The following is a 26,982-nucleotide window of genomic DNA, read 5'->3' as shown; positions in this document are numbered from 1 at the left end:
ACAGGTCGCGGCGGCGCGCTTTTTGGCCCTCCGAAAAACCGCAACGATCGACCTCGATCGCACCCGACCGACTCACCATGGCCACCATTCCCCTGACCAAGCGCGGCGCCGAACTGCTCAAGCAGGAACTGCATCGCCTGAAGACCATCGAGCGTCCGGCCGTCGTCAATGCCATCGCCGAAGCCCGCGCCCAGGGCGACCTGTCCGAGAACGCGGAATACGACGCGGCCAAGGACAAGCAAGGCTTCATCGAAGGCCGCATCCTCGAGATCGAGAGCAAGCTCGCGCAGGCGCAGATCATCGATCCGGCCGCGTTGAACGCCGGTGGCAAGGTGGTGTTCGGGTCGACCGTCGAGCTGGAGGAAGAGGACAGCGGCGATGCCGTCACCTACCAGATCGTGGGCGAGGACGAGGCCGACCTGAAGCAGGGTCGCATCTCGGTCGGCTCGCCGATCGCTCGCGCGCTGATCGGCAAGGAAGCCGGTGACGTCGCCGAGGTCCAGGCACCGGGCGGCCTGCGCCGCTACGAGGTCGTCGACGTGCGCTACATCTGAGCGCCATGCCGATCCGACTCGCAAAGCTGCTGGCCGCCCTCTGGCTCGGCCTGGTCCTGACGCTCGGCGGTGTTGCCGCGCCGATGGCGTTCCAGATCATGGACCGCACACTGGCCGGCCAGTTCGCCGGCGCCTGCTTCAGGCTCGAGGCCCAGCTTTCCCTGGGCGCGGCGATGTTGTTGTTCCTGTTGCACCGCAAGGTCGCGCAGCAGCAGGCCGAGGCCGGCCAGGGCTCGCGCGTGTCCACCGAGCTGCTGCTGGTGCTGGGCGCGCTGTTCTGCACGGTGCTGGGTTATTTCGCGCTGCAGCCCATGATGGAAGCGGCGCGTGCCGGCCAGGGCATGTACAGCTTCGGCACGCTGCACGGCGCCTCGAGCCTGTTGTTCCTGCTCAAGGGCGTGCTGCTGCTGGTGCTGGTCTGGCGCGGCACAGCGGGTTCGCCGCGGCGCGGCGGCTGAACCCGTTCTCGTCCGGTCTTCGGTGCGGCGGATCAGCCGCCGAGCGAACGCTTCTTGCTGCTCGTCGCGCGCTTCTTCGCGCGCTTGACCAGGCCACCGGCGGAGATGCGCTCGTTGCCCATCACGGTCAGCTTCTTGACCTGGGCGCGTTGCGTGCCGCTCTTGGAGAACTTCAGGATCTTGACGACGCGCGGGCCGGGGCGACGGCTCTCGTCGACGACAACCGGCGCGGCCTTGCCTTCGATCGGCTTCCAAAGCACCAGCAGCTTGCCGATGTGCTGGATCGGCGCGGCGTCGAGCTGGTCGGCCAGCGTGGCCAGCAAGGCCTCGCGGGCGACACGGTCGTCGCTGAAGACCCGGATCTTGATCAGGCCATGGGCCTTGAGGGCACCCTCGGCCTCCTTGAGGACGGCGGGCGTGAGACCCTCGCCACCGATCATGACGACCGGGTCGAGGTGGTGGGCCGCAGCGCGGTGTTCCTTGCGCTGGGCGGGAGTCAGTTGAATCGCGGGCATCTCTCTATTATCGGTGCGACATGAAGATCAACACGAAAAGCAAGAAGGTCAACAAGGCGTGGCTCAATGACCACGTCAACGATCCCTGGGTCCGGCTGGCGCAGAAGGAGGGCTATCGGGCCCGCGCAGCCTACAAACTCAAGGAGATCGACGAGACCCTTGGCCTCATCAAGCCCGGCCAGGTCGTGGTCGACCTCGGCTCGACACCGGGGGCCTGGAGCCAGTACGTGCGGCGCCGCTTCGCGCCCAAGGAAGTCGGTGCGGGCGGTGCGGCGGTCGGCTCGCTCAACGGCACCATCGTCGCGCTGGACCTGCTGCCGATGGATCCGATCGAGGGCGTGATCTTCCTGCAGGGCGACTTCCGCGAGGACGCCGTGCTGCAGCAACTGGTCGACCAGCTGGCCGGCCGGCCGGTCGACGTGGTGGTCTCGGACATGGCGCCCAACCTGTCGGGCATCGAGGTCTCGGACGCCGCGCGCATCGCCCACCTGGTCGAACTGGCGATCGAGTTCGCGCTGGCGCACCTGCGGCCTCAGGGCGCGCTGGTCTGCAAGGTCTTCCACGGCAGCGGCTACAGCCAGCTGGTCGACGCCTTCCGGCAGTCCTTCCGGGTGGTCAAGGCGATCAAGCCCAAGGCGTCGCGCGACAAGTCTTCTGAAACCTTTCTGGTGGGCATTGGTCTGAAGGCGGCTTGATGTGGTCGCACCCGAACATTCATGGTCGGTGCGACAGTGCACGAACCTTGAATTTGCCGGGTCTGCGCCAAGGTGTTTCGAGCCGGTTCACGTGTAGGGGCTGCACTAGAATCGTTTGAGCTACCGCGTCATACGCAGTCCGAGTCGGCCCCGGCCGCATGACCCAACTGGGTCTTCATGAACGTTAGAAGGAGCCGCGGTGAACAATCAATGGTTCTCCAAAGTCGCTGTGTGGTTGGTGATCGCCCTGGTGCTGTTCACCGTGTTCAAGCAGTTCGACCGCACGTCGACCGCGGGCAACCAGATCGGGTATTCGGAGTTCCTCGAAGAGGTTCGCGCCAAGCGGATCCGCGAGGTCGTGCTCCAGGAGAACCCCGGCGGTGCCGACATCGAGGCCCTGACCACCGACGACAAGCGCATCCGTACCACCGCGACCTACCTGGATCGTGGACTGGTCGGTGACCTGATCAACAACGGCGTCAAGTTCCGCGTCAAGCCGCGCGATGAACCGTCGCTGCTGACCAGCCTGCTGATCTCGTGGGGCCCGATGCTCCTGCTGATCGGCGTGTGGGTCTACTTCATGCGCCAGATGCAGGGCGGCGGCAAGGGCGGCGCCTTCAGCTTCGGCAAGAGCCGCGCCCGCATGCTCGACGAGAGCAACAACTCGGTCACCTTCGCCGATGTGGCTGGCTGCGACGAGGCCAAGGAAGAGGTCAAGGAACTGGTCGACTTCCTCAAGGACCCGCAGAAGTTCCAGAAGCTCGGCGGTCGCATCCCGCGCGGCGTGCTGATGGTTGGCCCTCCGGGCACCGGCAAGACGCTGCTGGCCAAGTCCATCGCGGGTGAGGCCAAGGTGCCTTTCTTCTCGATCTCGGGCTCGGACTTCGTCGAGATGTTCGTCGGCGTCGGTGCGGCCCGTGTGCGCGACATGTTCGAGCAGGCCAAGAAGAACTCGCCCTGCATCATCTTCGTCGACGAGATCGACGCGGTCGGCCGCCACCGCGGTGCCGGCCTGGGCGGTGGCAACGACGAGCGCGAGCAGACCCTCAACCAGATGCTGGTGGAGATGGACGGCTTCGAGACCAACCTCGGCGTCATCGTCGTGGCGGCCACCAACCGGCCTGACATCCTCGACCCCGCGCTGCTGCGCCCCGGCCGCTTCGACCGTCAGGTCTACGTGACCCTGCCCGACGTGCGGGGCCGCGAGCAGATCCTCAACGTGCACATGCGCAAGGTGCCGATCGGTCAGGACATCCGTGCCGACATCCTCGCGCGTGGCACGCCGGGCTTCTCCGGTGCCGATCTGGCCAACCTGGTCAACGAGGCCGCCCTGTTCGCCGCCCGCCGCAACGGTCGGGTCGTCGAGATGGTCGACTTCGAGAAGGCCAAGGACAAGATCATGATGGGCCCCGAGCGCAAGTCGATGATCATGCCGGAGGAGGAACGCAAGAACACCGCGTACCACGAGGCGGGTCATGCGCTGGTGGCTCGCCTGCTGCCCAAGACCGATCCGGTCCACAAGGTCACCATCATCCCGCGTGGTCGTGCGCTGGGCGTGACGATGCAGCTGCCCGAGGGTGATCGCTACAGCATGGACAAGGATCGCATGCTGTCGACGATCTCGGTGCTCTTCGGTGGCCGGATCGCCGAGGAGGTCTTCATGAACCAGATGACCACCGGCGCCAGCAACGACTTCGAGCGCGCAACCCAGATCGCCCGCGACATGGTCACCCGCTATGGCATGACCGAGGAGCTCGGTCCGATGGTCTACGCCGAGAACGAGGGCGAGGTCTTCCTGGGTCGTTCGATCACCAAGCAGGTCAACGTCTCGGAAGAGACGATGCAGAAGGTCGACAAGGAGATCCGCAAGATCATCGACACGCAGTACCAGATGGCGCGTCGGCTGATCGAGGATCATCAGGACAAGATGCACACGATGGCCCGCGCGCTGCTCGACTGGGAAACCATCGATGCCGACCAGATCGAGGACATCATGAACGGCCGCGACCCGCGTCCGCCCAAGGACTGGGTGCCGCCGGCCTCGCGTCCGCCGGGTGGCCCGAGCAACCCGACGGTGACGCCGAACGCCACCGCGACGGTCTGATCGCCGCCCACAGCGCGACGATCTGCCAGATGAACGAAAGGGCCCGCAAGGGCCCTTTCTGCTTTCTGGCTGGCGAGTTGGACGTGTCTGTGGCCGCGACCTCAGCTGTCGATCTTGCCGACCGACACCACCGGCCCGGTCGGGGCGCCCGTCGGCGAGCCACCCGGCGGTTCGATGCTGACGGCGAAGGCGGCGGTGTCCTTGAGCAGTTGGGCTCGCTGGACGGTCGTGCCGCCCTTGGCGGAGACCAGACCCAGCGAACGCGGCGCGCCACTCGGGGGCAGGGCCCACAGCTGGTAGGTCTGACTGGCGGTCAGCGTCACGCCGTCGATCGGCTTGAGGACAAGGCTGCGGCCGTCGGCGCTGACACTGGCCACGAAGCGTGTTTCGCTCTGGTTGGGCGACAGCACCACGACGATCGGCGGCTGGATCGGCTCGGGCAAGGTCAACATCACGCCAAGTCCGATGGCGGCCACGCTGGCCGCCGCGCTCAGGCCTTGCCACAAGCCCAGCCGTTCCCACCAGCGATGCACCGCCTGTGTCAGGTCGCTGGCCGGATGGGCGGCGCCAGGCATGACCGTGGCACTGCGGCGGGCGGCGCCGAACAGGTGCTGGTCGATCGACACCCAGACCCGCTGGGGCGGCGTGACCGGCGGCAGGGCCTGGGTCAGCGGCATCAGCCGTGTCTGCCAGGACCGGACCGCGCTGCGCAGCACCGGATGGGCCGGCAGCAGCGATTCGAAGCGGCGGCGGGCGCCTCCACGCAGCGTGCCGACGACATAGTCGGCGGCCAGGCGATCGGCGAGTTCCGGACGGCTGTAGTCCATCGATCAGCCCTCCACCGTCGCGCCGGAGCGCACGCCCAGCTTGTCCAGACAGCCCTTGAGCGCCTGCAGACCGCGCCGCAGCCAGCTCTTGACGGTGCCCAGCGGCTGGCTGAGGTGGTCGGCCACCTCGGCATGGCTCAGGCCCTGATAGAAGGCCAGCGCCAGGCTCTGCTGCTGCTCGGCACTGAGTTGGCCCATGCAGCCCTGGATGGACTGCGCCTGGGCGGCTTGCACCAGCAGTTGTTCGGGACCGGGCATGTCGCTCGGCATTCGTTCCAGCATGTCGTCGTTGTCCGGATCACCATCACCATGCCAGGTCTGGCTCGACACCGTGTCGGGCTCGGTCTGGCGCCGCCGCAAGCTGTCTATGGCCCGGTTGCGGGCCACGCTGGTCAGCCAGGTCATGGCCTGGGACCGATGTGTGTCGTAGCTGGAAGCACTGCGCCAGATGTTGACGTAGACCTCCTGGAGCACATCCTCGGCCAGCGCGCGGTTCCTCTGGATACGCAGGACGACCGCGAACAGATGCGGGCTGCTGCGCTCGTACAGGTCCTGGAAGGCGCGCCGGTCGCGCAGGGCGACCCGTGAGAGCAGGGCGGCGAGTTCCTCGGCGCGTGCGGTGGGATCGGTGGAGGTCTGCGGCATGTCTTTGCGGGGTGTCGGCCCATTCTAGGAGGGGGTCCCCGCAGGGGCGCTGCGTAGAATCTCGCGCATGTTGTCACCCGCGTCCTCCCAGTTCGTCCTCACCCTTTCCTGCCCCGACACCAAGGGCATCGTGCACGCGGTCTCGGGCCTGCTCTACCAGGTCGGCTGCAACATCATCGACTCGCAGCAGTTCGGCGACGTGCTCGGCGAAGATGCCACCGGCCTGTTCTTCATGCGGGTCCATGTCGAGGCCCCCGAACACCTCGCCGATGCGCTGACGCTCGAAAAGCTGTTTGGCCCGATGCGCGCGCAGTTCCGGATGGAGGCCCGCGTGCACAGCCTGGCACGCCGACCGCGTGTGCTGCTGATGGTCAGCCAGCACGGCCACTGCCTCAACGACCTGCTGTTTCGCTGGAAGAGCGGGCAACTGGCCATCGACATCCCGGCCATCGTCTCCAACCACCCGGACTTCGCCGCGCTGGCCGACAGCTACGGCGTGCCCTTCCACCACCTGCCGCTCAAGGCGGGCTCCAGTGCCGAGGTCAAGCGCGCCCAGGAACTGCAGGTCGAGGCCCTGTGTGAACGTGAGCAGGTCGACCTGCTCGTGCTGGCCCGCTACATGCAGATCCTCAGCGAGGACTTCTGCCGCTTCCTGGCGGGCCGGGCGATCAACATCCACCACAGCTTCCTGCCCAGCTTCAAGGGCGCCCGGCCGTATTTCCAGGCCCACCAGCGTGGCGTCAAGCTGATCGGTGCGACTGCGCACTACGTCACCGCCGATCTGGACGAAGGGCCCATCATTGAGCAGGACGTCGAACGTGTGGACCACACGCTCAGTCCCGAGGACTACACCGCCGTGGGCCGCGACGTCGAATGTGTCGTGCTGGCCCGCGCCGTGCGCTGGCATGTCGAGCACCGCGTGCTGCTCAACGGCCGCAAGACCGTCGTGTTCCGCTGAACCACATCCCTTCATCCACCGACCGACGAGGCCGCCATGAGCCAGACCAAGCCCCTGCAGGCCGCGTTGATGGCCACGCCCGATGACCTCGAGGTCTCGTTCTACGAGAGCTTGCAGCAGGGCGACCTCGAACGCCTGATGTCGCTCTGGTCGGACGAGGAGGACGTCGCCTGCGTGCACCCGGGCGGCCCGCGCCTGATCGGTGCGCCGGCCATCCGCGCCAGCTTCGAGGAGCTGTTCTCGCAGGGCGGCATCGATGCCCGGCCGGCCCAGGTCCGGCGCATCACCTTGGGCGGCACCGCCGTCCATCACGTGCTCGAAGAGGTCCGCGTGCAGACCGCCGAAGGCCCGCGCAGCGGCTATGCGCTGTGCACCAACGTCTACGTCAAGACGCCGCAGGGCTGGCGCATGCTGGTGCACCACGCCAGCCCGGGCACGCCGGTCGAGCTGCAGGAATACGTCGATTCGTCGACGACGCTGCATTGAGGCCTGCGCCCGTCTACCGCGCGCCGCGCTGGTTGCCCGGCGGCCACCTGCAGACCATCTGGTCGGCCCGCGTCGCCCGCCACCATGTCGACCCGGCGGTGCCGCCGCGTTTCCGGCGCGAGCGCTGGACCACGCCCGACGGTGACTTCGTCGATGCCGACTGGCGCGAGGACGCCACGCCGCTGCCGGGCGATGCGCCGCTGCTGGTGCTGTTCCATGGCCTCGAAGGCAACCGCGACAGCCAATATGTCCAGTCCTTTGCCGATCTGGCGCGGCGGCGTGGCTGGGGCTTTGTGTTGCCGCACTTCCGGGGTTGTTCGGGTGAGCTGAACCTCGCGCCGCGGGCCTATCACTCGGGCGATCACGCCGAGATCGGCTGGATGCTCGACCAGGTGCGCGCGCGTCATGCCGGTCCGCTGCATGCGGTGGGCGTCTCGCTGGGCGGCAATGCGCTGCTGCGCTGGGCCGAGGAACAGGGCGACGCGGCCGGCGCGGTGCTGCGCTCGCTGGCGGCGGTCTGTTCGCCGATCGACCTGGCGGCCGGCGGTCATGCACTTGGGCGCGGGCTGGCCCGGCGGATCTACACGCCGATGTTCCTGCGCACCATGAAGCCCAAGGCGCTGGCCAAGCTGGCCCAGCACCCGGGCCTGTTCGACCGCGAGCGGCTGCTGGCCGCCCAGACCCTGCATGCCTTCGACGACGTCTTCACCGCGCCGCTGCACGGTTTTCGCGATGCCGACGACTACTGGGCCCGCGCCTCGGCCAAGCCGGCGCTGGCCGACATCCGCCTGCCCAGCCTGCTGGTGCACGCCCTGAACGACCCCTTCGTGCCGGCCGCCAGCCTGCCGCGCACGCCACCGCCGGGCGGCCATGTCCGGCTTTGGCAGGCCGGCACCGGCGGCCATGTCGGCTTTGCCGATGGCGCCTTTCCCGGCCATGTGCTGACCCTGCCGGCGCAGGTGCTGGACTGGCTCGCGGCACCGGCCTGAGGCAGCATCGCGGCATGGATGACATCGTCAAGGCAGCGCTGCGCAAGTGGCCCGATGTGCCGGCCTGCCGGGGCTGGCTGGCGCTCGATGCGCGCGGCGACTGGTACATGCGCGACGACCGCACCCAGGCCGCCGGCCCCTTCCCGCAGGCCAAGGGCAGCCGGGTTGTGCACGACAAGCTGCGCGAATTCATCGGCCGCAACTACGAGGCCGATGCCGACGGCTGCTGGTACTTCCAGAACGGCCCGCAGCGGGTCTATGTCGAGCTGGAACGCACGCCGCTGGTGCTCGGCGTGCAGCGGCTCGACGGTGGCGTCTTTGCGGTGACTGAACACACCGGCGCGCCGGTCGAACGGGTCGACGCGGCCTGGCTGGACGAACATGGCCGGCTCTACCTGCAGACCCCGCGCGGCCTCGGCCTGATCCGCTCGGCCGACATGGATGCCGCCGCCGACGCGGTCCTGTCCGGCCTCTGGCAACCCGCCGAGATCGACAGCGCCAGCCTGCCGGCGCGCTTCGGCTACCGGCTCAGCCCGCAAGCCCAGGGCTGATCGAAGGCTTGAGCCCCGGCCTGAACGCATGCCTGCGTTCAGGCCGACCCCAGCAAGCCGACCAGGTCGCTGAACAGGCGGGTGCCGTCCGCGTCGACGCCGTCCGGATCTGCCCGGGCATCGGTCTGCGCGATCACGCGGGTGTCGCTCGGGCCGGCCCAGACGGGGCTGCAGCGTCCCAGACCGCCTTGCGCCAACAGGTCGGCCAGCAGGTCGAAGGCGGCTTCCGGTTCGGCCAGCCGGGTCCACAGCGCCGTGCTGTCGGCCGGACCGGCCGGCAGCGCGATGCCCAGCTTGGCGGCCATCAGCTCCTGGCGGAAGCGCACGATGCCGGTCGAGCGGCCGCGCGCGTCCAGTTGCCGGTCGATGCTGGCGATGTCGCAGCCGCCGTCGAAGGTCAGGCCACGGCGACGCCAGTGGCTGGTGCCGACCAGGGCGTAGACGTCGTCGACGATGACCACGGTCGAACGCAGCACGGCCGGCCGGCCCGGGAAGCCGATCGGGTGGAAGGCGGCGACCCGCTGGCGGTCCTGCGAGGTCAGCGTCTCGATGGCGGACTTGCGGTGGGCCAGCGCGGTGCGCACCCACGGCGCCAAGGCCGGGTCGACATCCGGCCAGCGCGGCACGCAGACCATCACCTTCAGGCGCGGATTGGCGGCCAGGCGAGCACGCAGCCGCTCGACCAGATCGACCTCATGGGCCAGCGGCGTGCCGCTCGGGCGGGCGGTGCGGGCGAAGGCCGGGCCTTCGAGGTAGACGAACTCGCGCGCCTGTTCGACCGCGCGCAGCAGCGACCACAGCGCATCGCGCTGGCCACGCCGGGCGGTGACCATCTCGCGCTGCAAGGCGCGCTTCAGGCGGGCCTCGTTGGCCAGGTTGAGCGTGGGGGCGCTCACGCCCAGCAGGCCGGCGAGCGCGTTGACCGCGCCCTGGATCGAGTCGGCCGGCTGCGGGATCGGAATGGCCGACAGGCCCAGCTCCGGGCTGTCGCAGAAGGCGGCGATGGTCTCCAGCATCACCGCCGAGACCGTGCCGCTGGCGTCGGCCGGTGCGTCGTTCCAGGTGGCGCCACCCATCGCGACCAGCCAGCCCGGCGTCGTCGCGCCCAGCGGGATGACCGGCTGGGCGCGCTTGAGCGCATGCAGGGCGAGGTCCTGCGCCAGCTGGCCGTCGACCCGCACGCCGGCCGCATGCAGATCCGGACCGGGCGGGTTGCCGGGGTCGGCCCGTTCGGGCCGGGCGCTGCGGCTTTCCTCGGTCCAGCGCGCACCGGTCAGCACCGCCTGCCAGGCCAGGGGCTGGCCGGCCGCCGGTGCCGCGCCGAGCGCCAGCACGGTGTCGAAACGGCCCTGGGTCGGCAGGTGCGGGCCGATGCGCGGCGCGCTGGTCTCGTTGGCCAGGCGCCGGATCAGGTCCAGGAAGTTGCCCGGCGCGCCACCGATTGGCGGCGTCGGCGGCGCGATGCCAAACAGCGAGGCCGGTGCGACGGCCGTGCTGCCGAAGGCCGCCAACAGCGCGGCAACCGCCGGCCGCTGCAACAGCGCCTCGCCGCCAAAGGCGGCCGGGTCGGGCGTGAACGAGGTGGTCGTGGCCGACACCGTCAGCTCGATGCCCGAATGCAGCCGGCGCTGGCCGTCGCGGCCCACCGCCACCACGTCGACCAGCAGCAGCGCGGGCGACGGCAGTGGCGCGGCGCTGGCCAGCGTGTAGGGGTTGCGCAGCAGCATGCGGCTGGGCTGGCCAGCCTGGGCGATGGCCGCGCCGCCGTCGGCCCGGATGAAGGACGGCTGCTCGCCGTCGATCGCGTCGATCTGCACGAAGCGGCGCGGGTAGACGCGCAGGTGCGTGCCGGCCGGCACCGCGTCGGCGGCGATGTCGACGACCACGTCCAGCCGGGCGTCGGGGGCGTCGCCCGGCGCTCGGAAGGCCGCTGCCAAGCCGGTGGTGGCATCGGCCGAGGCTGGTAGGCCAGCACCCGGGTTGGGCGCGGGGAAGGCCGGCCAACTGCCCGCCGCGCCCGGTCCGGGCGGCAAGGCCAGGGCCGGGTCGATGGCCGGCGAACACAACAGCGCCAACACATCAACACCAGCCGGCGGGAAGGCGGTGGCGGCCTGTGCGAAGGCGCCCAGCACGTCCATGCCGTCGCTCAGGTAGTCGAAGTTCGGCACCGCGTTGCGCACCACCGGCAGCGCGAAGTCGGGCACCGCGCCGTCGTCGCCAGGCACGTTGGCGATGACGCTGTCGCCCCGGTTGCCACGCAGGTGCCAGGCCAGGTCGACGGCGACCACGCGCAGGAACTGGCGCGGCAGGTTGACGCCGGCCGGCAAGGCGGGTGGGCTCAAGGCCGTGCGCGCCAGCGTGCTGTGGTGGCCCCAGCCCCAGTGCAGCGGGTGGGCGGCGGCGGTGTCGGCCGCCGCGTCCGCCGTCGCCCGACCCAGGCTCAGGCCGGTGGCCAGCGTGAGCAGGCCGCCGTCCGGCACCGGCTGGACCTCGACGCCGGTGCTGGCCACGACCTTCAGGCGCGCCTCCGGCCGGGTCGGCACGAAGACGCGGCCGTGCGGGTCGACCACATGCAGGCGCACCGCGGCCGGTGACGACGCGACGATGCCGTCGATCCCGCCTGACGCGCCGCGCGCCGGCATCGTGGCGTCGCCGTGGCCCAGCGCCGGGAAGGCGCTCAGCAGGTCGGCAAACAGGGCCGCCACCGCCAGCGGGCAGATCGGCAGGCCGCGGGCATCGTGGAAGCTGATCGCCAGCGAACCCGGCAGGCCCAGCGGCGCACCGGCCTCGAACAGGTCGACCGGTTGTGGCGCGGCCGGCGGGGCTGGCACGCCATGCACCAGCATGGCCACGGGCACTGGCCGGATCAGCGGTGCGCCCAACCGTTGCTCGACCAGCCGGGCCAGCCGCCTGGCCGATTCCGGATGCAGACGCAGTTCGCGCACCGGGCCGGCCAGTGGCGCGCCGCTGGCGTCGGCATAGAGCGGGGCAGCGGCCAGCGTGCGGCCGAGCGCGTTGAAGGGCGCGCGCGGGCCGTTCAGGGTCAGGCGCAGCGCGTCGGCGTCCAGGTCGGCGCCGGCCGGCGTGCTGGTGGCCCAGCCGGTTGCCAGCGCCGGTGCGACCAGGCCCAGCGCGTCCAGGCCGCGCGACTGCAACTGGCTGGCGGCATCGCCCGGGGTCAGCACGGTCTGGGGGGACATCAGGTCGGGCATGGCGGTCTCCGGCAACTCAACGCAGAGTGCGCGACAAGGTGGCGACGCGGCCGTCCGGCCCGCGCAGCGTCAGCGACAGCCGGCCGCCGTGGCGACCCCGCAGCGCCAGGCCGATGGCACCTTCGGCATCGCCTGCGTCGGCCAGGCGGCGCACCGGGATGGCGGCCGGATCGAGCATCAGATCCTCGCCCGGCGCGAGCCGGCGCAGGTCCGGCAAGGCGATGCTGAGGTGTGCGACGGGCCCGGTGCGGATCGGCCGGAACGGCGTCGGCCGAGGGGTCGGGAAGGGTGGCGGGAACGCTGGCAACAGCGGCAGCAACGTGGACAGCGGCGACAGCGACGGCACCCAGCGGATCGTCAGCACGAAGGGTCCGGCGCTGGTCGGCTCGAACAGCGCCGAGGTCAGGAACTGCGCCAGGATGCCCAGCGCGGGCCGGTGCCGGATCGAGAAGGCCAGGATGTCCGGCGCCGGCAGTGGCAGGCCGGCGGCGATCAGCAGCTCGCGTTCGCGGGCGCGGCCGAGCGGGTCGACCAGCAGGAAGCGCACGCGCAAGGCGCTGTCGGCGTCCGGACGCTGGCATTGCAGCCGCAGCCGGGTGGTCTTCGGCGCGCCGGCCGGTGCCTGCCAGACACCCGGCGTGCCGGGCGGCGGCGCCACGTCGGGGACGTGATCGAGCCGGTCGGCCCGGCCATCCGGGCCGGGCTCGACCGGGTGGCGGAACAGCACCCGGCTGCTGCCATCAGCCGCCTCGGCCAGCAGTTCGACACGCATGCGGTGCGGGCCCAGTGGCGTCTCGGCCACCGGGGCCAGCGTGGTGGCATCGACCTGCAGGGCCAGCAGGTCGGCACCGCCGGGCCAGCCGCCGGACAGGGTCGACAGGTCGGGCGGGCCGGCCGGCGGCACCACGACTTCGCGCAGCGCGCTGGGGCCGGATCGGCCGCCGAGCAGGCCGCGCGGCGGGTCGTCGGCACTCCAGGCCACGGCCCGGTACCAGACCTTTTTCCACGAGCCCTCGACCGCGTCGCGGCCGCTGATGCGGGCCAACGGCTGGTCCATGCCGGGTTCGGTCGACAGCTGCGGCGTGGCCACCCATGCGCCGGCCGAGCCGGTCAGCGTCACCGCTGGCGGACCCATCATGTCCAGCTCCAGCGTGGCGGTGGCCACCCGCACCCGGTGCAGGTCGATGCGGGTCACGCGTGGACCGGGCTTGCCGCGCACCGTCACGGCGGCATGGAAGGTGGGCGGGTCGGTGCTGTCGTCGCGGCCGCGCGAGACCTCCAGGTCCGGCGGCATCGGCACCACCACCTGCGGCGCGGCATAGGCGATCGGCCGCTGGCGCAGCAGCGGGTCGGCCAGCGTCGGCCAGGCCGATTCGACGTTGCCCGCGCTGCTGCCGATCACGAGGTAGAGGTGGATCTCCTTGCTGCCACGCGGCAGCGACACCTGGGTCGACAGGCCGGTGATCGGCGTGCTGTTGACCCGCGTGAAGGAGCGCCGGTCCGGGTCGGCCGCAAAGGCGTTGCGCAAGGCGGTCAGCCGCTCGGACAACGTCAGCGACTTGGCCGGTGATGCCAGACCTCGGTCCGCGCGCAGCTTTTCCTCGGTGCAGGTGTAGACGAAGTAGCCGGCTGCGCCCGCTGCCGCCGGCCAGCTCAGGCGGGCGTGGTGCAGGCCGCTGGCGTCGGCCAGGCTGGCGAGCAGCACGTCCTCGTGCGCGACGGCGATGACCGGCGGTCGCGGGTCGGCCGTGGACGCCACCGCCGGTTGGGCGCTCCAGTCGCCGACCCGCTGCGGCCAGCGGTGTTCGACGCCCCGGCCCCACAGCGCCAGGCCGATGCGCGGCGCGGCGTCGAAGTCCAGCCGCAGGCCCGACACGCTGAGGCGATAACGCCGCGGCCCGGCGCTGGCCGGCGGGGCGGCCACCAGCGTGCGGCCATCGAAGGCGACGTATTCGAGCGCCACCGTGGCCCCCGGCGGCACGGCGCCCACCAGCGCCGGTGCGCCGGACGCGCCACCGCCGAACTGCACACGCAACACGGGCCCGACGCCGCCGCCGGCCGCCATCGCCAGGCCGGCCGGCACGCTGGTGTCGGCCGGCGCATCGCCCAGGCGGGTCTGGGCATAGAGCCGGCCGACCAGCTCCAGCCGCTCCGGGCTGCGCGAGGACCAGTCCCAGCTGACCTCGATCTCCAGCGTGGCCGGGCAGGGGCCGCTGGCGCTGGGCGTCACCTCCAGCCGGGCCGACAGGATGGACAAGAGCCGCACCGGCGGTTCGGCCAGCGTCAGGCCGGCGGTCGACCAGTCACTCCACAGCCCCAGCAGATCCTGGTGGGCCAGACCGTAGAGCACACGGTTCGGATCGGGCGCGGTGGCGACCGCGCAGCGCTCGTCCAGCGCCGCCCAGCGGCTTGGCTCGGGCGACGAATCCGGCGCGCCGGAGGCCCCGATCGGCTGCAGCGCGACGTCGTTTGGGCGCTTGTCCATCAGCGCGACCAGCGGCGCAGCGGGTGCGATGCCCGCGCGCACGAAGGCGTAGCTGCCCACGCGCAGCGGCAGCAGGCCGGACGGCCGGTCCCAGTTGACCCGCACGACGCCGTGGTAGTCGGCGTCGATGCTTGCCGGCGTGCGCAGGCCGTCGAGCTGCGCGGCGACATTGGCCGGCGTCGGCGGTGGCACGGCGAACTTCGGCGCCATCAGCAGGGCGGCCAGCTCCAGGGGTTCGGACGCATGGTCCAGCCCGCGTGACCAGCGTGCGGTGACCATGTAGTCCCAGTCGCTGCGGCTGGCGTCGCCGAAGAACTGCCGGTCCGAGAAGCTGATCGGCGGCAGGTCGATGTCCTCCAGCGCCGTGCCATAGCCGGTCATCAGCGAGGCCAGCGGGTCGGTGCCGGCGCCGAACAGCAGCGTGCTCAGCGGCTTGAAGCGGGCCGTGGCGGACGGCCCACCGCTGGCCGAGGCGAGGCTTCGCACCAGCTCATGCGTGCGGTGCTGGGGCGGCAACAGGGTGGTCACCATGTCGCGGATGGGTTCGAGCATCTCGGCGCGGATCAGCTTGAGCATCGCCACCGGATCGGCCAGCTGCCACGGCGGCGCGGCCAGCGTGGGCGTGACCTGTGGCCACCAGCCATAGAAGGGCGCGCCGCGCCGGAAGCGGTCCAGCGCGGCGGCCATCGGGTCGCCCAGCGCGCCGGCCAGGCCTTGCGGCGCGGCCAGGTCGAAGACGCCGGAAAAGCGCTTGTCCACGGGCAGGCCCACCACCTCGACGAGCTGCCAGTGGCCGTCGTCCTGGATGCCGTCGGCGACACCCGCCAGGCCGCTGACCGTCACGCCGGGGCTGCACAGCAGACAGCTGATCTGCGGCGCGGCCAGGCGCGCGGTCGCCGAACCCGCCGCGTTCAGCACCTGCGAGCCGACGATGCCCGAGCCCAGCGGCGCGCCCGAGAAGGCGATCACGCTGCCGCCGGCCGGGTTGGTGGTGCTCATCTGGAAGCGCACCGTCAGGCGCGGCGCATCGAACACCCGCAGCGTCATGCCGAAAAAGGTGGTCGACGGCGGGTCGAAGGGCTTCTCGCCCTCGAAGGGCAAGGACGGCCGACGCCAGACCTGGAAGGGCTCGGTGGGCAGGCCCACGCCTTCGGCCGTCAGCCAGCGCAGCTGGACCAGCCGGGTGCCCTTGAGCTGGCGCTCGGCGGCGATGTCTTTCGGGCTGCGGGCCTTGAGCTTGTTGGCGGCCTGACGGCGGAACACGGCGGTCCAGTCGATCAGGCCGCCGGTCAGCAGCAGCCGGGTGGGGTCGACGATGCGGTGGGCCATGGTGTCAGTCCTCCTCCCACGGGGCGCGGGCCAGCCGCAGGTCGAGCACGGTGGTGCGCTGTTCGGCCGCGCCCAGGAAGGGCAGGCCTGGGAAGCCGATCGCCACCAGGTCCAGCCGCAACTGCCGGCCGCGACCGTGCGGTGCCAGCACGACCAGCGCGCGCTGCAGGCCCGGTGCCTTGACGATGCCGTCGACCGCCAGCACGCCGGCCGCGCTGGCGTCTTGCAGCTGCAGCCATTCGGTGTCCTGCAGGACCCAGCGGCTTGCGTCGACCGGGCCGCTGCTGTCGGTCACCTTGGCCGGGTAGGGGCGTGTGCGCCAGAGCGGCTCGGTGGCGTCGATCAGCACCGCCTCGGGCTGCGGCGGGCTGCTGCCGGCCTGCGACCAGAACACGACGATGCGCGGCTGCGTCGGCAGGCCCAGCGGCTCGATGCCCTTGGCGCGCAGTTGCTCGTCGATCTCGGCACCTTCGGGCACCCGGCCGGCAAACAGCGCCGGCAGTCCGGCGAAGGCCCCCACCGCGCAAGCGCGCGCGGTGGGCTGCACGCCCTGGATCGAGCCGGCCAGGCCGGCGCGGGTGGCGTAGCCGCCGGTCGAGAAGTGGCGGCGGTAGATGCTCGGCCCGCGCGCATCGGCCGCCGCGCCGGTCGGCAGCAGTTCGACATCGAGGATGTAGTCGGTGTAGGGCTCCAGCGGGATCGGGATGTCGATGACGCTGTGGCGGATGCGGTCCTCGTCGACCGGCACGCACGGCGCATCGCTGGCCAGCACCTCGGTGGCGGCCTCTTCCCAGGGCGACAGGATGGTGGCCTTGACCGGCGCCAGGAAGGGCGCGGTGATCGGCAGCGGATGCGGCACACCCGGCCGCGCGACCGGGTGGCGCGAGCTGGCGGCCTGGAAGCGCACCCGCAGCTCATGGCCGTAGGCCGCGAACAGGCGGTCGACGTCGTGGGTGTTGAAGACCAGCCGTGGCGCTTCCTCGTAGAAGGCCTGCGCCTCCTGGTCGGCCGGCAGCGTCACCAGCATCCACGGATCGAGCCGCACCGGCAGCGGCTCGGTCTGCTCGAACACGGGCTTGAGCGGATCGCCGTCGGCCCGGCCGATGCGGTCGGTGCGGAACCAGAAGTCCTGCGTGGCCGCCGCCGTCTTGGCATCGCTCGGGCGCACGCCTTCCCAGACCACCCGCAGCCGGTAGGTCGCGTCGGCGAACAGCAGGGCGCAGTCGCTGCTGGCCGGGCCAACCGCCTGGGTGATGACCGCCTGGTCGTGCGTGATCTGGCGGTCGTCCCAGTCCTGCCGGCCGACCTCGCCACCGCGCAAGGCCGAGAACGCGCCGACGAAGTAGGCCGGTTCCAGGTTCTTGGGCAGGTCTTGAGGCGGGTTCTGGCCCTCGCGCCGCAGGGTGCCGATCTCGATGCGGTCGGCGCGCTCGCTGCGGTTGTCCTTGCCGAGGTTGAGCAGCACCGCCATCAGCTTGCGCTGCATGCCCCAGCGCAGCAGCTCGGCGATGTCGTCGATCCACGGCCCGTCGGCCTGGGTCCAGCGCGCCGGCAACAGCTTGGGCGGCACGCGGTCGTTGGGGTCGACCACCTCGCGCGACAGCTCCACGCCCTGGGCGTCGAGCAGCCGCACGATCAGCGTCTGGTCGGTCGTGCGTTCGCGGTCGGCGAACAGCAGCAAATGGCCACGCACGAAGGCACCGCTGTGGACCACCACCACGTCATCGAGCTGGCCGTGTGTCACGCCGCGCTGCTTCAGTTGGCGGGCGATGGTCTCGGCCAGCGCCGGGTTGCCGATCGCCACCGGCCGGCCGTCGTCCAGCATCGGTGCCTGCAGCACGCGGACCTCGCAGCGCGCGCCGGTCGATCCGGTGGTGGCCGCGCGGCTGTTGCCGTCCTGCGCCGGGGCGGGCGCTGGCGGGTCGGTGCGTCCGGCATCGCCGGAAACGTTCCCCAGCGTGCGGGCCAGCGCGATCAGGCGGGCGGCGTCCAGGCCGTCGGCGCGGTCGAGCAGGTTCGTGACCGGATCGACCCGGGCCGCCTGCTCGAGCGCCAGCGTTGCCGCCACCTTGGCATGCAGCGCCGGGCTGATGCGCAGCGGCAGGGCCTCGGGCCGGCGCATGAAACGGGTCGCCACCGGATCGTCGGCCGCCAGCACCTGACCCCCTCCGGCGGTCGGCTCGGTCGTGACCGGGCCGAGGCCGCCCACCAGCAGGCGCGGGGCGTCCTGCTCCTGCGGGCGGATCAGCGGTCGGACCAGCTGACGCACACCGGTCGACAGGGTCGGGCCGACGGTGGCGCCCACGCCGGTCCCCGGCACCGTCGTGCCGCCGCCGTCCGCCGGCCCATGCCAGCACGCCACCAGGCCACCGATGACCAGGGCCGGGACGATGCCGCGCTGCATGTCCAGCGTCGCATCCCCGGAACGCCAGCGTTCGCTGACGTGCAGACCGGTGTCGGGCCGGCCGCTGCGGCGCGTGCCGGGCGGGTCGGGCCAGGCCACGCCTTCGAGGTCCCAGCCGCTGGCCGACGGGCCATACGGTTCCCAGCGGAAGGTCCACAGCACCTCGGCCGCCGGGGCGGCGGGCTCGCAGACGCGGCCCCAGCGCTCGCGGATGGTCTCGGTCAGGCGCTCGGTTTTTTCGATCGCCTTGGTGGCCGGCGTGGGCTCCCAGGTCAGCAGCGCGAGCTGGGCGTTGGCATTGGCCTCGGTGGCGTCGCGCAGCGTCCACCACAGCGCCGGGGCGCTGCTGCCGTCCACCGCCGGGCTGAGCACGCCACCGCTGACCGGGTCGATGCGTTCGAGGGCGACCGCCGTGATGCGGTACTGGTACTTCTCGCCACCGCGTTCGGACAGGCCGCTGCCACCGCCCGGGTCGGGCAAGAGGCCGGCCGGCGCGTTCAGGCTGGTGCCCAGGCCGGTGATGGCGAGGCCCGGCGCGACGTCCGGTGTCAGCGTCATCGAGACCACCGGCACCGCATCGATCGGCACGACGATGCCGGCGAGTTCCTCGCGCGTGGGCAGGCTGGCACGTGCCAGCGCGTCGCCCAGGCTGACGTCCAGGCCGCGGTCCACGCCGGTGCCCGCCAGCAGGGCCGGCGAGCGGCTCTTGAGCGACAGCTTCTCGACCAGCGTGGGCATCGGCGAGGACTTCTCCGGCCCCGACAGCGTGATCTCGACGCAGCCTTCGATGTCGAAGAACAGGAAGCTGACCTTGCCGCAGGCCTCGCCATGGACCCACAGCGCGAGGTGGCCGTCGTCCTCCTCGTTGACCTTGGCGGTCAGCTGCGCATAGGCGCCGATCGAGACGATGAACAGGCGCAGCTCGCCGCTGACGTAGACCGTGCCGGCGAGGATGAAGGGGTCGAAGCCGATCACCGCGTCCATGCCCCCGCCGATGCGCAGGTAGAGCCCGGCGTCGACGTCGCCCCAGGTGAAGGACGCCGCCACGCCCAGGCCGATGCCGAAGCCCTTGATGGCCGGCAGCGTCGCGCCCAGCACCGTGTAGGCGGGCAGGCCGTCGCCCTTGAACATCAGGTAGCCGGTGCCACGCACGATGCCCAGCACGTCGACCTCGACCGGCCGGGCGATGTCGGGCCGGGCGCCGAGGTAGATGTGCCACTTGTGCAGATGGGGCGAGAAGGGGAAGACCGCCTCGACCGGGATGACGATCTTGATCAGGTCCTCGACCTCCCATGAGATCAGAATGCCGATCAGGAAGTGTTCCGGCGTGATCTCGATGACCGCCAGGATGCCGCCGCTCATGCCCAGGCCGTCCATCGACGGCGGCGGCGAGACGATGCGCGCGTTCATCATGATCAGCACGCGCGGGCCGGGCAGTTCCAGGATCAGCGTGCCGTCCAGGTTCATCAGGACGCCGCCCTCCATCGTGCCGATCAGCATGCCCAGGCCGAAGGACCAGCGGTCGATGCGCGGCTTCCACAGGTCGACGCCGCCGTGGGTCAGCAGATGGGGCTGGCCGCCGGCCGCCTGCAGCCAGGCCAGCGCCGGCACGCCGGTGCCCGCGCCGATGCTGCTGTTGCGCTCGAAGTGCATGCCGAAGATGCCGCGGAAGCCGAAGATGCCGAGCCCCGAACTGCCCAGCGGCAGTCCGACCGGCAGCACCACGTTCAGGCCGACATAGACGCCGGTGGCCACCCGCGTCCCTTCGGTGATGGTTGCCACCGCGACGGCGGCGGCCACCCGCACCGACAGCGGACGCAGCGTCAGGTCCAGCTGGCCGGCAATGATCGACACCGGGTTGCCGCCCGCATCGGTGCCCGAGCGGATCTCCAGGTAGCCGGTGCCCACCAGCGCGCCGGGGATGTCGACGCCGGCCTGCAGCGCCGTCAGCTCGGGTGGCCGTGGCTCGTCCAGATAGGCCCGCACGCTGGCGCGTTCGACCGAGATCACGCCCAGGTCGACGCCCAGGCCGATGTCGATCTCGAAGGTCAGCGGGTTGCTGCGCGACAGCCGCGCACCGAGCACCCGCAGGATCTGGCCCAGCGGCTCGCCGATGCGCAGTGCGCCGCCGCTGGCGATGTCGATCGAATAGCCGCGGGCGCTGTCGAAGATCGGCTTGAAGACGAACTGCGGCGCGCCGCTCTCGGCGGTGTTGCCCAGGCGCAGGCCGATGGCCTTGTAGCGGATCGCCAGCGGGTGGTCGCGCGGCACCACGATCAGGCCGTCGAGGATGTTGACCGACCAGTCGATGCCGATGTCGAACAGCAGCTGGCCCTCGAATTCCTCGCCCCGGTTCTTCTGCTGGTACTCGGCGCCGTAGACGATCACACGCTCGACCTGGAACCACGGCAGCGCCGCGATCACGCCCGGCACCACCAGGGCGGCCACGCCCAGGGTCGCGTCGACCGTCTCGCCCCGACCGCCGTTGGCCGCCTCGACCAGCAGCGGCCAGAAGCTCAGGTAGGACCCCAGCAGCGTCAGCGGCAGGTCCTTGCTGGCGGGCATGGGCTGGCCGGGGATCCAGCCGGCGTAGAACAGGCCGTCCTTGTCGGCCGGGTCGGCGCCGACCGACAGCAGCGTCGTGACCCGGCCGGTGCCCGGGTCGGACTGGCACAGCACGCGCAGCCGGGTGATGCCATCGGCCGGGTTGTCGGCCCCGACCGGCGTGCCGTTCTCCAGCGTGTGCACGTCCGGCGGCGGGTTGCCGCCGAGCTGGCCGCTGCGCGAGAGCTGGCTCTCGGTGGCTGTCTGGATGTCGACCTCGGCCTCGATCTCGCCGGCGATCAGCTGGCTGCGCACCACCCGCAGCTTGAGCTTGGCCGAGCGGAACCAGTCGGGCGTCTGCGGCTCGGCCACCGGCGGGTCGACCACCTCGGGCTCGGTGGGCGGTGGCGGCGGCGCGGCCGGCCGCTGCACCGTGCCGCTGGCGTCGTCGGCGGCGCTGGACAGGCCAGGCGGCAGGATCACCTCGGCCTTCCACCAGCCCTCGCGGTCACTGCCGTGGCTGGCCCAGCCGGAGTCGGCCACCCAGGTGCTGACCTGCGTGGCCGTCGCGGCGGCGTCGGCCGGCTTGAGGTCCGAGAAGTTGAAGTGGCGGCTCGGGAAGGCCGCAGCGATGGCCTCGCGCGTGGCGATGGCGCGACGCCGCGCCAGCCGGTAGTTGTAGGTCGAGCGGCCCGGGTCGCTCTCGTAGCTGGCATGGCCGCGGATGCCGATGGCCGCGCCGTTGCCGGCCAGGTCGAACCAGCGGGCATGGGCCGTGGTCGGCGACTGGTGGCCGGGCCGGCGGCGGCGTTCGGTCTCGCTGACCGCGCGCACCGTCGAGAGGTTGTCGCCCACGCCGGCATGGCCGCGCAGCGCGCCGGTCTCGCCGGCATCCGGCACCGGTTCGGGCTCGTCGTAATAGAAGAAGACATCGAGCGTGCCCGGCGCCGTCGTGCCCGGCCGACGTGCCTGCACCTGACGGGTCTGGCCGGGCCCGAGCGTGACCGTCAGCGCCGGTTGCGCGGCGCTCCAGGCGCCGCCGTCGACGGCCCACAGCAGCGTGGGATCACGTGGCTCGGTGGCCAGCACCACCTCGGTGTCGGTCTGGCTGACCAGCACGATGACCGGCGTGTCGGCCGGTGCGCTCAGGGTGGCGACCAGCGACGGCGCGGGTGTGTCGCCCGGTGCCGGCAAGGTCGGCGTGGCGCTGCGGCGTTCGGCCTGGATCACCAGCGTGGCCGTCAGCGGCGTGCCGGCGGTGCCGTCGCTGACGCTCACCCGGATCTCCTGCTGCGGCGTCGTCGACAGGTCGACCACAAAGGCCATGCCAGCCGCCTCGGCGGCGCTGCCGATGCGGGCCCGGCGGGTGTAGGGCGCCCGTCCGCCGCGCACGTCGATGACCATGCGGGTGCGGGCCGGCAGGCGGGCGCGGGCCAAGGTGGTCGAGGCCTGCGGTGTGCCGCTGCTGCCGGTGCGCTCGATGCCGTGGGCGCGGCCCTGCTCGTCGACGAAGCGCACCGTCACCGCCAGCTCGCCCGAGCCCTGGTTGACCAGCATGGCCTCGAAGTCGCCCCAGAAGCCGTCCTGTTCGCCAAAGCCGATCAGCAGTTCCCGTGCGCCGGCCTCGAAGGCGAAGTCGCGCGCGCCGTTGGGCGAGAAGAACACACGCACCTCGGGCAGGTAAAGCCCGGTCCAGTCCTCGCCGACGCCGGCCTTGGCCAGGATGGCCGGCGGGGTCGATTCCGACGACAGGTCCAGCGTCGCGCTGCGAAAGCCGATGCCGAAGACCCGGTCACGTTCGCCACCGACGAATGCGTAGGGCGGGTTCATGGCGATCAGCTCGGCCACGCCGATGTCGGCCGGATCGTCCAGCGTCGTCGCGCCGGCCGAGACCAGCTCGAAGCGCAGCTGCGCGCCGACCGCGTTGCCGTGGCTGAGCCGAAAGCGCAGCTTGGGCAGCGTCAGGGCGACATCCTGGAAGGCGCTGTCGGGCTCCAGCAGGCCCAGGGCGTTGAGCTTGGCCGGGTGCAGGAAGGGCGGGCGCAGCGTGGGCGCAGCCAGGATCAGGTCCAGCGTCCAGCCGGTCGACGGGTAGTCGCTCGGCGCCGGGTCCAGCGGCAGCGTGTCCCACGCGTCCAGCACCGCGCGGGTGGGCACGAAGCCGCTGGCGGTGACCGTGCCGGCACCCTGCGCGATCAGGGCCGAGCCGGCGCGTGGCACGAACAGCTCGAAGTCGACCCGGGTTTCGCGGATGTCGAAAACCGGCGTGCGCCGGCTCGGGTCGTGGGCCGGCGCGGCCTCGTCGACGCCCGCCTGGATGCGCAGGCCACCGGCGCTCGGGTCGATGCTCAGGCGGCCGTTGAACTCGCAGCGCCCACGCAGCACGGCGCCGAAGTCGTCATCGGCACACGTGACGCTGACCACCCGCAACACCGACAGGGCGGCATGCTGCGCCCCCAGGTTCTCGCCCCGCAACAAATAGGGACGAACCAAGTCCAGCAGTGCGAGATTGGCCATGGGACACCTCTAACCCAAGCACGAAAAACCATCCTATGCCTGTCGACGGCGGTGGCGTGCATGTCCTTGCATCCGGACACAACCCCGATCAGCGGGGCTTTTCGGTCCAAGTCAGAGGCTTCGCTCGGGTTTCCTGCGTAGAGAATCCGCGCTGGCCTTGTCTGAACACCATGACCCAGCGACCTGACCCTGTTTCCGTGTCCATCCCCGACATGGGCTTCGACGCCGACGGCCTGCATGCCCGGCTGGAAGCGCTCGACGAAGCCGCCCTTGACCAGCTCGGTTTTGGGGTCATCGGCTTCGACGCCGACGGCGTGATCCGTCGCTACAACGCCTGGGAGAGCCGCGCCACCGGTCTGGACCCGGCGCGGGTGCTGGGCCAGCCGCTGTTCACCGTGGTGGCGCAATGCATGAACAACTACCTGGTGGCCCAGCGCTTCGAGGACACCGTCCAAGGTGACACGCCGTTGGACGTGGTGATGGACTATGTGCTGACCTGGAAGGTCCGCCCGGTGCCGGTCCAGTTGCGCTTGCTGGCACCCGTTGGCGCGCCGGGCCCGGCCTGTCGCTACGTGGTCATCCGACGCCTGGCCTGAGGCGGCCGCAGCGCCGGTCTTGCCACGATGAACCCATTGCCCGAGCCTGGCGACGCCGCCCTGCTGGAACTGCTCTATGCCGTGCCGGTCGGTCTGGTCCAGTTCGACGAGGACGGCCGCATCGCGCTGATCAACTCGATGGCTGCGCAGCTGCTGCTGCCCTTGTCCGACGGCGCCCGGCTGGACAATTTCTATGCCCTGCTCGACGGCCTGTTGCCCAGCCTGCGTGCCCAGGCGCTGACCCGCCAGTCGCCCGACGGCATGGTCTGCGACGGCCTGCGCATCGAGATCGAGGCCGACCCGCCGCGCCGTCCGCAGTCCCAGATCCTGACGCTGGCGATCAAGAAGATCAGCCAAGGCAGGCTGGTCGCGACGCTCAAGGACATCAGCGCCCAGGTCCGCCGCGAGCGCCAGCTGCAGCGCAACGAGGCCTGGTCCCACGCCATCCACCCGGGCACACGCGGCCGGGCGCTCGGTGGCATCGACGAGCGTGGTGTGGTGGTCGACTGGGACGGCGAACCGACGACGGGCAAGGGCCTGGGCCATGGCCGGGACACCGTGATCGGCCGTCCGCTGGCGCTGCTCTATGCCGACGGCGCGATCACCGAGGAGCGGGTGCTCGACCGCCTGCGCGAGGCCGACCTGAACGGCTGGAGCCTGGACGAAGGCTGGCTGCAGCGCGATGACGGCTCGCGGTACTGGGGCAGCGTGCTCCTGGTCCCGCTGCGGCTGCACGGGGCCGATGCCGAGGCCGATGCCGATCCAGTGCCCGGCGGTGACCCCGCCCCGGTGGCGCGCTACACCCTGGTGATCCGCGACATCAGCGATCAGCGCGCATCCCTGGAGGCCCACCGGCGCGAGAGCGCCTGCGACCACCTGACCGGCATCGCCAACCGCCGCACCTTCTTCGACGCCGCCGAGCTGGAACTGCTGCGCTGGCGCCGCGCGCCCCGGCCGCTGTCGCTGTTGATGATCGATGCCGACCGCTTCAAGCGCATCAATGACCGCCACGGCCATGCCGCCGGGGACGCCGTGCTGCGCCACCTCGCCGTCTTGCTGAGCCTGACCTTTCGCCAGGTCGACGTGGCCGCGCGCATCGGCGGCGAGGAATTCGCCGTGCTCCTGCCGTCGACCGCGCTGGGCCCGGCGCTGGGCGTGGCCGAACGCCTGCGCCAGGCCGTCGCCGATGCCGAGGTGGCCGTCGACGGCCTGCCGCTGCGCTACACGGTCAGCATCGGCGTGGCGACCATGGATGACACGATCGAGGACATCGGCGACCTGCTCAAGCGCGCCGACAAGGCCCTCTACGCCGCCAAGGCCGCCGGCCGCAACCTCGTCATGGGGCCGCTGTGATCCAGGCCCGCGCACTGGGCTGGGCCCATCCGGATGCGCCGTCCCGGCCTGTGTTCTCTGGCCTGGGTTTCACGCTGCGGCCCGGCCTGACGCTGGTTCGCGGCGGCGAAGGCCGGGGCAAGACCACGCTGCTGCGCCTGCTGGCTGGCGAGCTGCAGCCGAGCACCGGCACGCTGGTCCGCCCGGCCGGACGTGTCTGCCTGCCGCAACCGTCCGACCAGGCCTGCGACGCCCAGGTGGCGCGCGACTGGCTCGCGGCGCAGCTGGCCGGTGTCGACCTGCGGCAGGCCGCCCCGCTGATCGACGCCTTCGGCCTCGCCCCTCACATCGACAAGCCGATGTTCATGCTCTCCACCGGCAGCCGCCGCAAGGTTGGCCTGGTTGCCGCAGCCCTGGCCGGCGCCCCGCTGACCCTGCTGGACCAGCCCTATGCGGCGCTGGACGCCCGCTCCTGCCGCATCGTCTCGGAACTGCTGGCCGAAGCCGCCGAATCCCGCGAGCGCTGCTGGGTCGTGGCCGACCATGAGCGGCCGTCGTGGCTGGAGGGCGTCGCGCTGGCGGGGTTGGTGGATCTGGGGGATTGAGCGGGGGCGCGTCGCTCAGGCACGCCTTGTCTTTGCCCAGCCTGTCTCACCGGCCCGCCAGGCTCACGGTCACGCCCACCCCCGGCCCCGCCGGATAGACCGTCCGGTGCCCGTGCGCCGCCTTCAGGTCTGCGGCGTCCCAGCGGCGGTTGCGCGGCGTGTCGTGGTTGAACCAGAGCGTCAGCGGCTGGCCGCTGCGGGCGGTGATGACACGGGCCAGCGCTTCGTCGTCGGGGTGGCGGAACTGCTTGTTGTCGGTGCTGACGATGGCGTTCGGGCTGTCGAGCATCGCCAGCAGCGCGGCCGTCACGTTGGCGCGGCTGGCGTGGTGGCTGAGCTTGACGGCATCGACCGCCAGACGCGCCACGCCGCGCCGATCCAGCAAGGCCCGCAGCGCGGGCTCGAGCGTGCCCGGCACGGCGTCGGCGGCCAGCAGTACCGAGGCGCCGCGGTGTTCGAGCAGGAAGGCGATGCTCGACCCGTTGGGCAGCGAGGCGTCGTTGGCGCTGCGGCGCGCGGCCAGCGTCGCCAGGTCTTGCGGCAGGGCGGCGTCCGGCGCGGGCGGACCTGCTTTTGCGGCGGCCTCGGCCTCGCGTCGGGCGACCTTGGCCAGTTCGGTCGCCCAGGCCGGCCACAGGCGCGTCAGGCGGTCCGGTGACGGTGACAGCACGGTCAGCGTCGGCAAGCCCTTGCCGCCCATCTGCACGCCGCCGCCGATGGCCGGCGTCACCACCGGCTGGCCGGACCAGGCCCGGTTCCACGGCAGTCCCGGTCGCCCTGAACCCAGCAGCCTGGCCAGCGCAGCACCTTCGACGGCGCTGCGCGGCCGGGGCAGGTTGGGCGGGGCGTTGAACCAGACGTCGCCGAAGGTGAGCGCCAGCTCACGGTCGTCCAGCATCTTCGCGACGCTGCCGATGTGGTCGTGGTCGATGTGGCTGATCACCAGCAGGTCGATCCAGCGCGTGCCGTCGCGCCGCTTCGGCAACAGCAGCAAGCGCCGCCGCAAGGCCGGCCAGGTCTCGTCCGGCCCGGTGTCCATCAGCATCGTCCAGGTGCCCCGCCCGACCGGGCAGCGCAGCAGCAGCGCGTCGCCATAGCTGGCGGGGAGGACGTCGAGGGTGATGGCGGGGCGGGTACGCATCCGCTGATCGTATAAACCCAAGCGACAAAATCGTC

At 71.4% G+C, this 26,982-nt stretch carries 18 protein-coding genes; 11 read left to right on the top strand and 7 right to left on the bottom strand.

Annotated features, from left to right (window positions below; genetic code table 11):
- The first annotated feature begins 77 nt into the window (after nucleotides 1-77).
- Together greA and EV685_RS04485 are read left to right on the top strand one after the other, a co-directional pair.
- On the top strand, nucleotides 78-554 hold the full coding sequence (gene greA / locus EV685_RS04490) for a transcription elongation factor GreA (RefSeq protein ID WP_130480737.1): 477 nt from the start codon (nucleotides 78-80) through the stop codon (nucleotides 552-554).
- Between the two features lie 5 nt (nucleotides 555-559).
- A complete protein-coding gene (locus EV685_RS04485) occupies nucleotides 560-1,012 on the top strand; it encodes a DUF4149 domain-containing protein (protein ID WP_130480736.1) in 453 nt (150 codons plus the stop codon).
- Between the two features lie 32 nt (nucleotides 1,013-1,044).
- On the opposite strand, the gene EV685_RS04480 is transcribed toward EV685_RS04485, so the two are convergent.
- Complete coding sequence (locus EV685_RS04480; RefSeq protein WP_130480735.1) at nucleotides 1,045-1,527, bottom strand: YhbY family RNA-binding protein; 483 nt, start codon at nucleotides 1,525-1,527, stop codon at nucleotides 1,045-1,047.
- Nucleotides 1,528-1,547: 20 nt separating this feature from the next.
- On the opposite strand from EV685_RS04480, the gene EV685_RS04475 reads away from it, so the two are divergent.
- Nucleotides 1,548-2,222, top strand: coding sequence for an RlmE family RNA methyltransferase (locus EV685_RS04475; protein ID WP_130480734.1), 675 nt, complete (start codon nucleotides 1,548-1,550; stop codon nucleotides 2,220-2,222).
- A 199-nt stretch (nucleotides 2,223-2,421) separates the two neighbouring features.
- Nucleotides 2,422-4,326 (top strand): ATP-dependent zinc metalloprotease FtsH, encoded by a 1,905-nt coding sequence (gene ftsH / locus EV685_RS04470; RefSeq protein ID WP_130480733.1) that lies wholly within the window; start codon nucleotides 2,422-2,424, stop codon nucleotides 4,324-4,326.
- Nucleotides 4,327-4,427: 101 nt separating this feature from the next.
- Here ftsH and EV685_RS04465 read toward each other — a convergent pair whose 3' ends face one another.
- Together EV685_RS04465 and EV685_RS04460 are read right to left on the bottom strand one after the other, a co-directional pair.
- Nucleotides 4,428-5,153, bottom strand: coding sequence for an anti-sigma factor (locus tag EV685_RS04465; protein WP_130480732.1), 726 nt, complete (start codon nucleotides 5,151-5,153; stop codon nucleotides 4,428-4,430).
- Nucleotides 5,154-5,156: 3 nt separating this feature from the next.
- Complete coding sequence (locus tag EV685_RS04460; protein ID WP_130480731.1) at nucleotides 5,157-5,798, bottom strand: RNA polymerase sigma factor; 642 nt, start codon at nucleotides 5,796-5,798, stop codon at nucleotides 5,157-5,159.
- A 67-nt stretch (nucleotides 5,799-5,865) separates the two neighbouring features.
- Between EV685_RS04460 and purU the strand changes: the two genes are divergently transcribed.
- The 4 genes from purU to EV685_RS04440 are packed head-to-tail and all read left to right on the top strand — an operon-like array spanning nucleotide 5,866 to nucleotide 8,782.
- Complete coding sequence (gene purU / locus EV685_RS04455) at nucleotides 5,866-6,756, top strand: formyltetrahydrofolate deformylase (protein ID WP_130480730.1); 891 nt, start codon at nucleotides 5,866-5,868, stop codon at nucleotides 6,754-6,756.
- A gap of 36 nt (nucleotides 6,757-6,792) precedes the next feature.
- Complete coding sequence (locus tag EV685_RS04450; RefSeq protein ID WP_130480729.1) at nucleotides 6,793-7,242, top strand: YybH family protein; 450 nt, start codon at nucleotides 6,793-6,795, stop codon at nucleotides 7,240-7,242.
- Entirely contained in the window at nucleotides 7,239-8,231 is a 993-nt protein-coding gene (locus EV685_RS04445) for a YheT family hydrolase (RefSeq protein WP_130480728.1), read from the top strand. The genes EV685_RS04450 and EV685_RS04445 overlap by 4 nt, the downstream gene beginning before the upstream one ends.
- 14 nt (nucleotides 8,232-8,245) lie before the next feature.
- Nucleotides 8,246-8,782, top strand: coding sequence for a DUF2946 family protein (locus tag EV685_RS04440; RefSeq protein ID WP_130480727.1), 537 nt, complete (start codon nucleotides 8,246-8,248; stop codon nucleotides 8,780-8,782).
- A 38-nt stretch (nucleotides 8,783-8,820) separates the two neighbouring features.
- Here EV685_RS04440 and EV685_RS04435 read toward each other — a convergent pair whose 3' ends face one another.
- The 3 genes from EV685_RS04435 to EV685_RS04425 are packed head-to-tail and all read right to left on the bottom strand — an operon-like array spanning nucleotide 8,821 to nucleotide 23,273.
- The gene (locus tag EV685_RS04435; RefSeq protein WP_130480726.1) at nucleotides 8,821-11,994 is read right to left on the bottom strand and encodes a phospholipase D-like domain-containing protein; all 3,174 of its coding nucleotides are present in this window, start codon (nucleotides 11,992-11,994) and stop codon (nucleotides 8,821-8,823) included.
- Between the two features lie 16 nt (nucleotides 11,995-12,010).
- A complete protein-coding gene (locus tag EV685_RS04430; protein WP_130480725.1) occupies nucleotides 12,011-15,808 on the bottom strand; it encodes a hypothetical protein in 3,798 nt (1,265 codons plus the stop codon).
- Nucleotides 15,809-15,812: 4 nt separating this feature from the next.
- Nucleotides 15,813-23,273, bottom strand: a complete 7,461-nt coding sequence (locus EV685_RS04425) for a hypothetical protein (protein WP_130480724.1) — start codon at nucleotides 23,271-23,273, stop codon at nucleotides 15,813-15,815.
- A gap of 197 nt (nucleotides 23,274-23,470) precedes the next feature.
- On the opposite strand from EV685_RS04425, the gene EV685_RS04420 reads away from it, so the two are divergent.
- Genes EV685_RS04420 through EV685_RS04410 form a run of 3 tightly spaced genes read left to right on the top strand, consistent with a single transcriptional unit; the run spans nucleotide 23,471 to nucleotide 25,806 of the window.
- Nucleotides 23,471-23,869, top strand: coding sequence for a PAS domain-containing protein (locus tag EV685_RS04420; protein WP_242615412.1), 399 nt, complete (start codon nucleotides 23,471-23,473; stop codon nucleotides 23,867-23,869).
- Nucleotides 23,870-23,896: 27 nt separating this feature from the next.
- Nucleotides 23,897-25,222, top strand: a complete 1,326-nt coding sequence (locus EV685_RS04415) for a sensor domain-containing diguanylate cyclase (protein ID WP_130480723.1) — start codon at nucleotides 23,897-23,899, stop codon at nucleotides 25,220-25,222.
- A complete protein-coding gene (locus EV685_RS04410; RefSeq protein WP_242615411.1) occupies nucleotides 25,219-25,806 on the top strand; it encodes an ABC transporter ATP-binding protein in 588 nt (195 codons plus the stop codon). The genes EV685_RS04415 and EV685_RS04410 overlap by 4 nt, the downstream gene beginning before the upstream one ends.
- A 46-nt stretch (nucleotides 25,807-25,852) precedes the next feature.
- Here the strand turns inward: EV685_RS04410 and EV685_RS20555 are convergent, their stop codons facing one another.
- On the bottom strand, nucleotides 25,853-26,947 hold the full coding sequence (locus tag EV685_RS20555; protein ID WP_165396708.1) for a ComEC/Rec2 family competence protein: 1,095 nt from the start codon (nucleotides 26,945-26,947) through the stop codon (nucleotides 25,853-25,855).
- Between the last annotated feature and the right edge of the window lie 35 nt (nucleotides 26,948-26,982).

The organism is Sphaerotilus mobilis (assembly GCF_004216565.1).
Taxonomy (GTDB): domain Bacteria; phylum Pseudomonadota; class Gammaproteobacteria; order Burkholderiales; family Burkholderiaceae_C; genus Sphaerotilus; species Sphaerotilus mobilis.
This window is presented reverse-complemented; position numbering and strand designations above follow the sequence as displayed.

Bases quoted from the DNA above. Each gene is read 5' to 3' on its own strand.
- greA (WP_130480737.1), top strand. From the start codon at position 78: ATGGCCACCATTCCCCTGACCAAGCGCGGCGCCGAACTGCTCAAGCAG.
- EV685_RS04485 (WP_130480736.1), top strand. From the start codon at position 560: ATGCCGATCCGACTCGCAAAGCTGCTGGCCGCCCTCTGGCTCGGCCTG.
- EV685_RS04480 (WP_130480735.1), bottom strand. From the start codon at position 1,527: ATGCCCGCGATTCAACTGACTCCCGCCCAGCGCAAGGAACACCGCGCT.
- EV685_RS04475 (WP_130480734.1), top strand. From the start codon at position 1,548: ATGAAGATCAACACGAAAAGCAAGAAGGTCAACAAGGCGTGGCTCAAT.
- EV685_RS04465 (WP_130480732.1), bottom strand. From the start codon at position 5,153: ATGGACTACAGCCGTCCGGAACTCGCCGATCGCCTGGCCGCCGACTAT.
- EV685_RS04460 (WP_130480731.1), bottom strand. From the start codon at position 5,798: ATGCCGCAGACCTCCACCGATCCCACCGCACGCGCCGAGGAACTCGCC.
- purU (WP_130480730.1), top strand. From the start codon at position 5,866: ATGTTGTCACCCGCGTCCTCCCAGTTCGTCCTCACCCTTTCCTGCCCC.
- EV685_RS04450 (WP_130480729.1), top strand. From the start codon at position 6,793: ATGAGCCAGACCAAGCCCCTGCAGGCCGCGTTGATGGCCACGCCCGAT.
- EV685_RS04440 (WP_130480727.1), top strand. From the start codon at position 8,246: ATGGATGACATCGTCAAGGCAGCGCTGCGCAAGTGGCCCGATGTGCCG.
- EV685_RS04435 (WP_130480726.1), bottom strand. From the start codon at position 11,994: ATGCCCGACCTGATGTCCCCCCAGACCGTGCTGACCCCGGGCGATGCC.
- EV685_RS04430 (WP_130480725.1), bottom strand. From the start codon at position 15,808: ATGGCCCACCGCATCGTCGACCCCACCCGGCTGCTGCTGACCGGCGGC.
- EV685_RS04425 (WP_130480724.1), bottom strand. From the start codon at position 23,273: ATGGCCAATCTCGCACTGCTGGACTTGGTTCGTCCCTATTTGTTGCGG.
- EV685_RS04415 (WP_130480723.1), top strand. From the start codon at position 23,897: ATGAACCCATTGCCCGAGCCTGGCGACGCCGCCCTGCTGGAACTGCTC.
- EV685_RS20555 (WP_165396708.1), bottom strand. From the start codon at position 26,947: ATGCGTACCCGCCCCGCCATCACCCTCGACGTCCTCCCCGCCAGCTAT.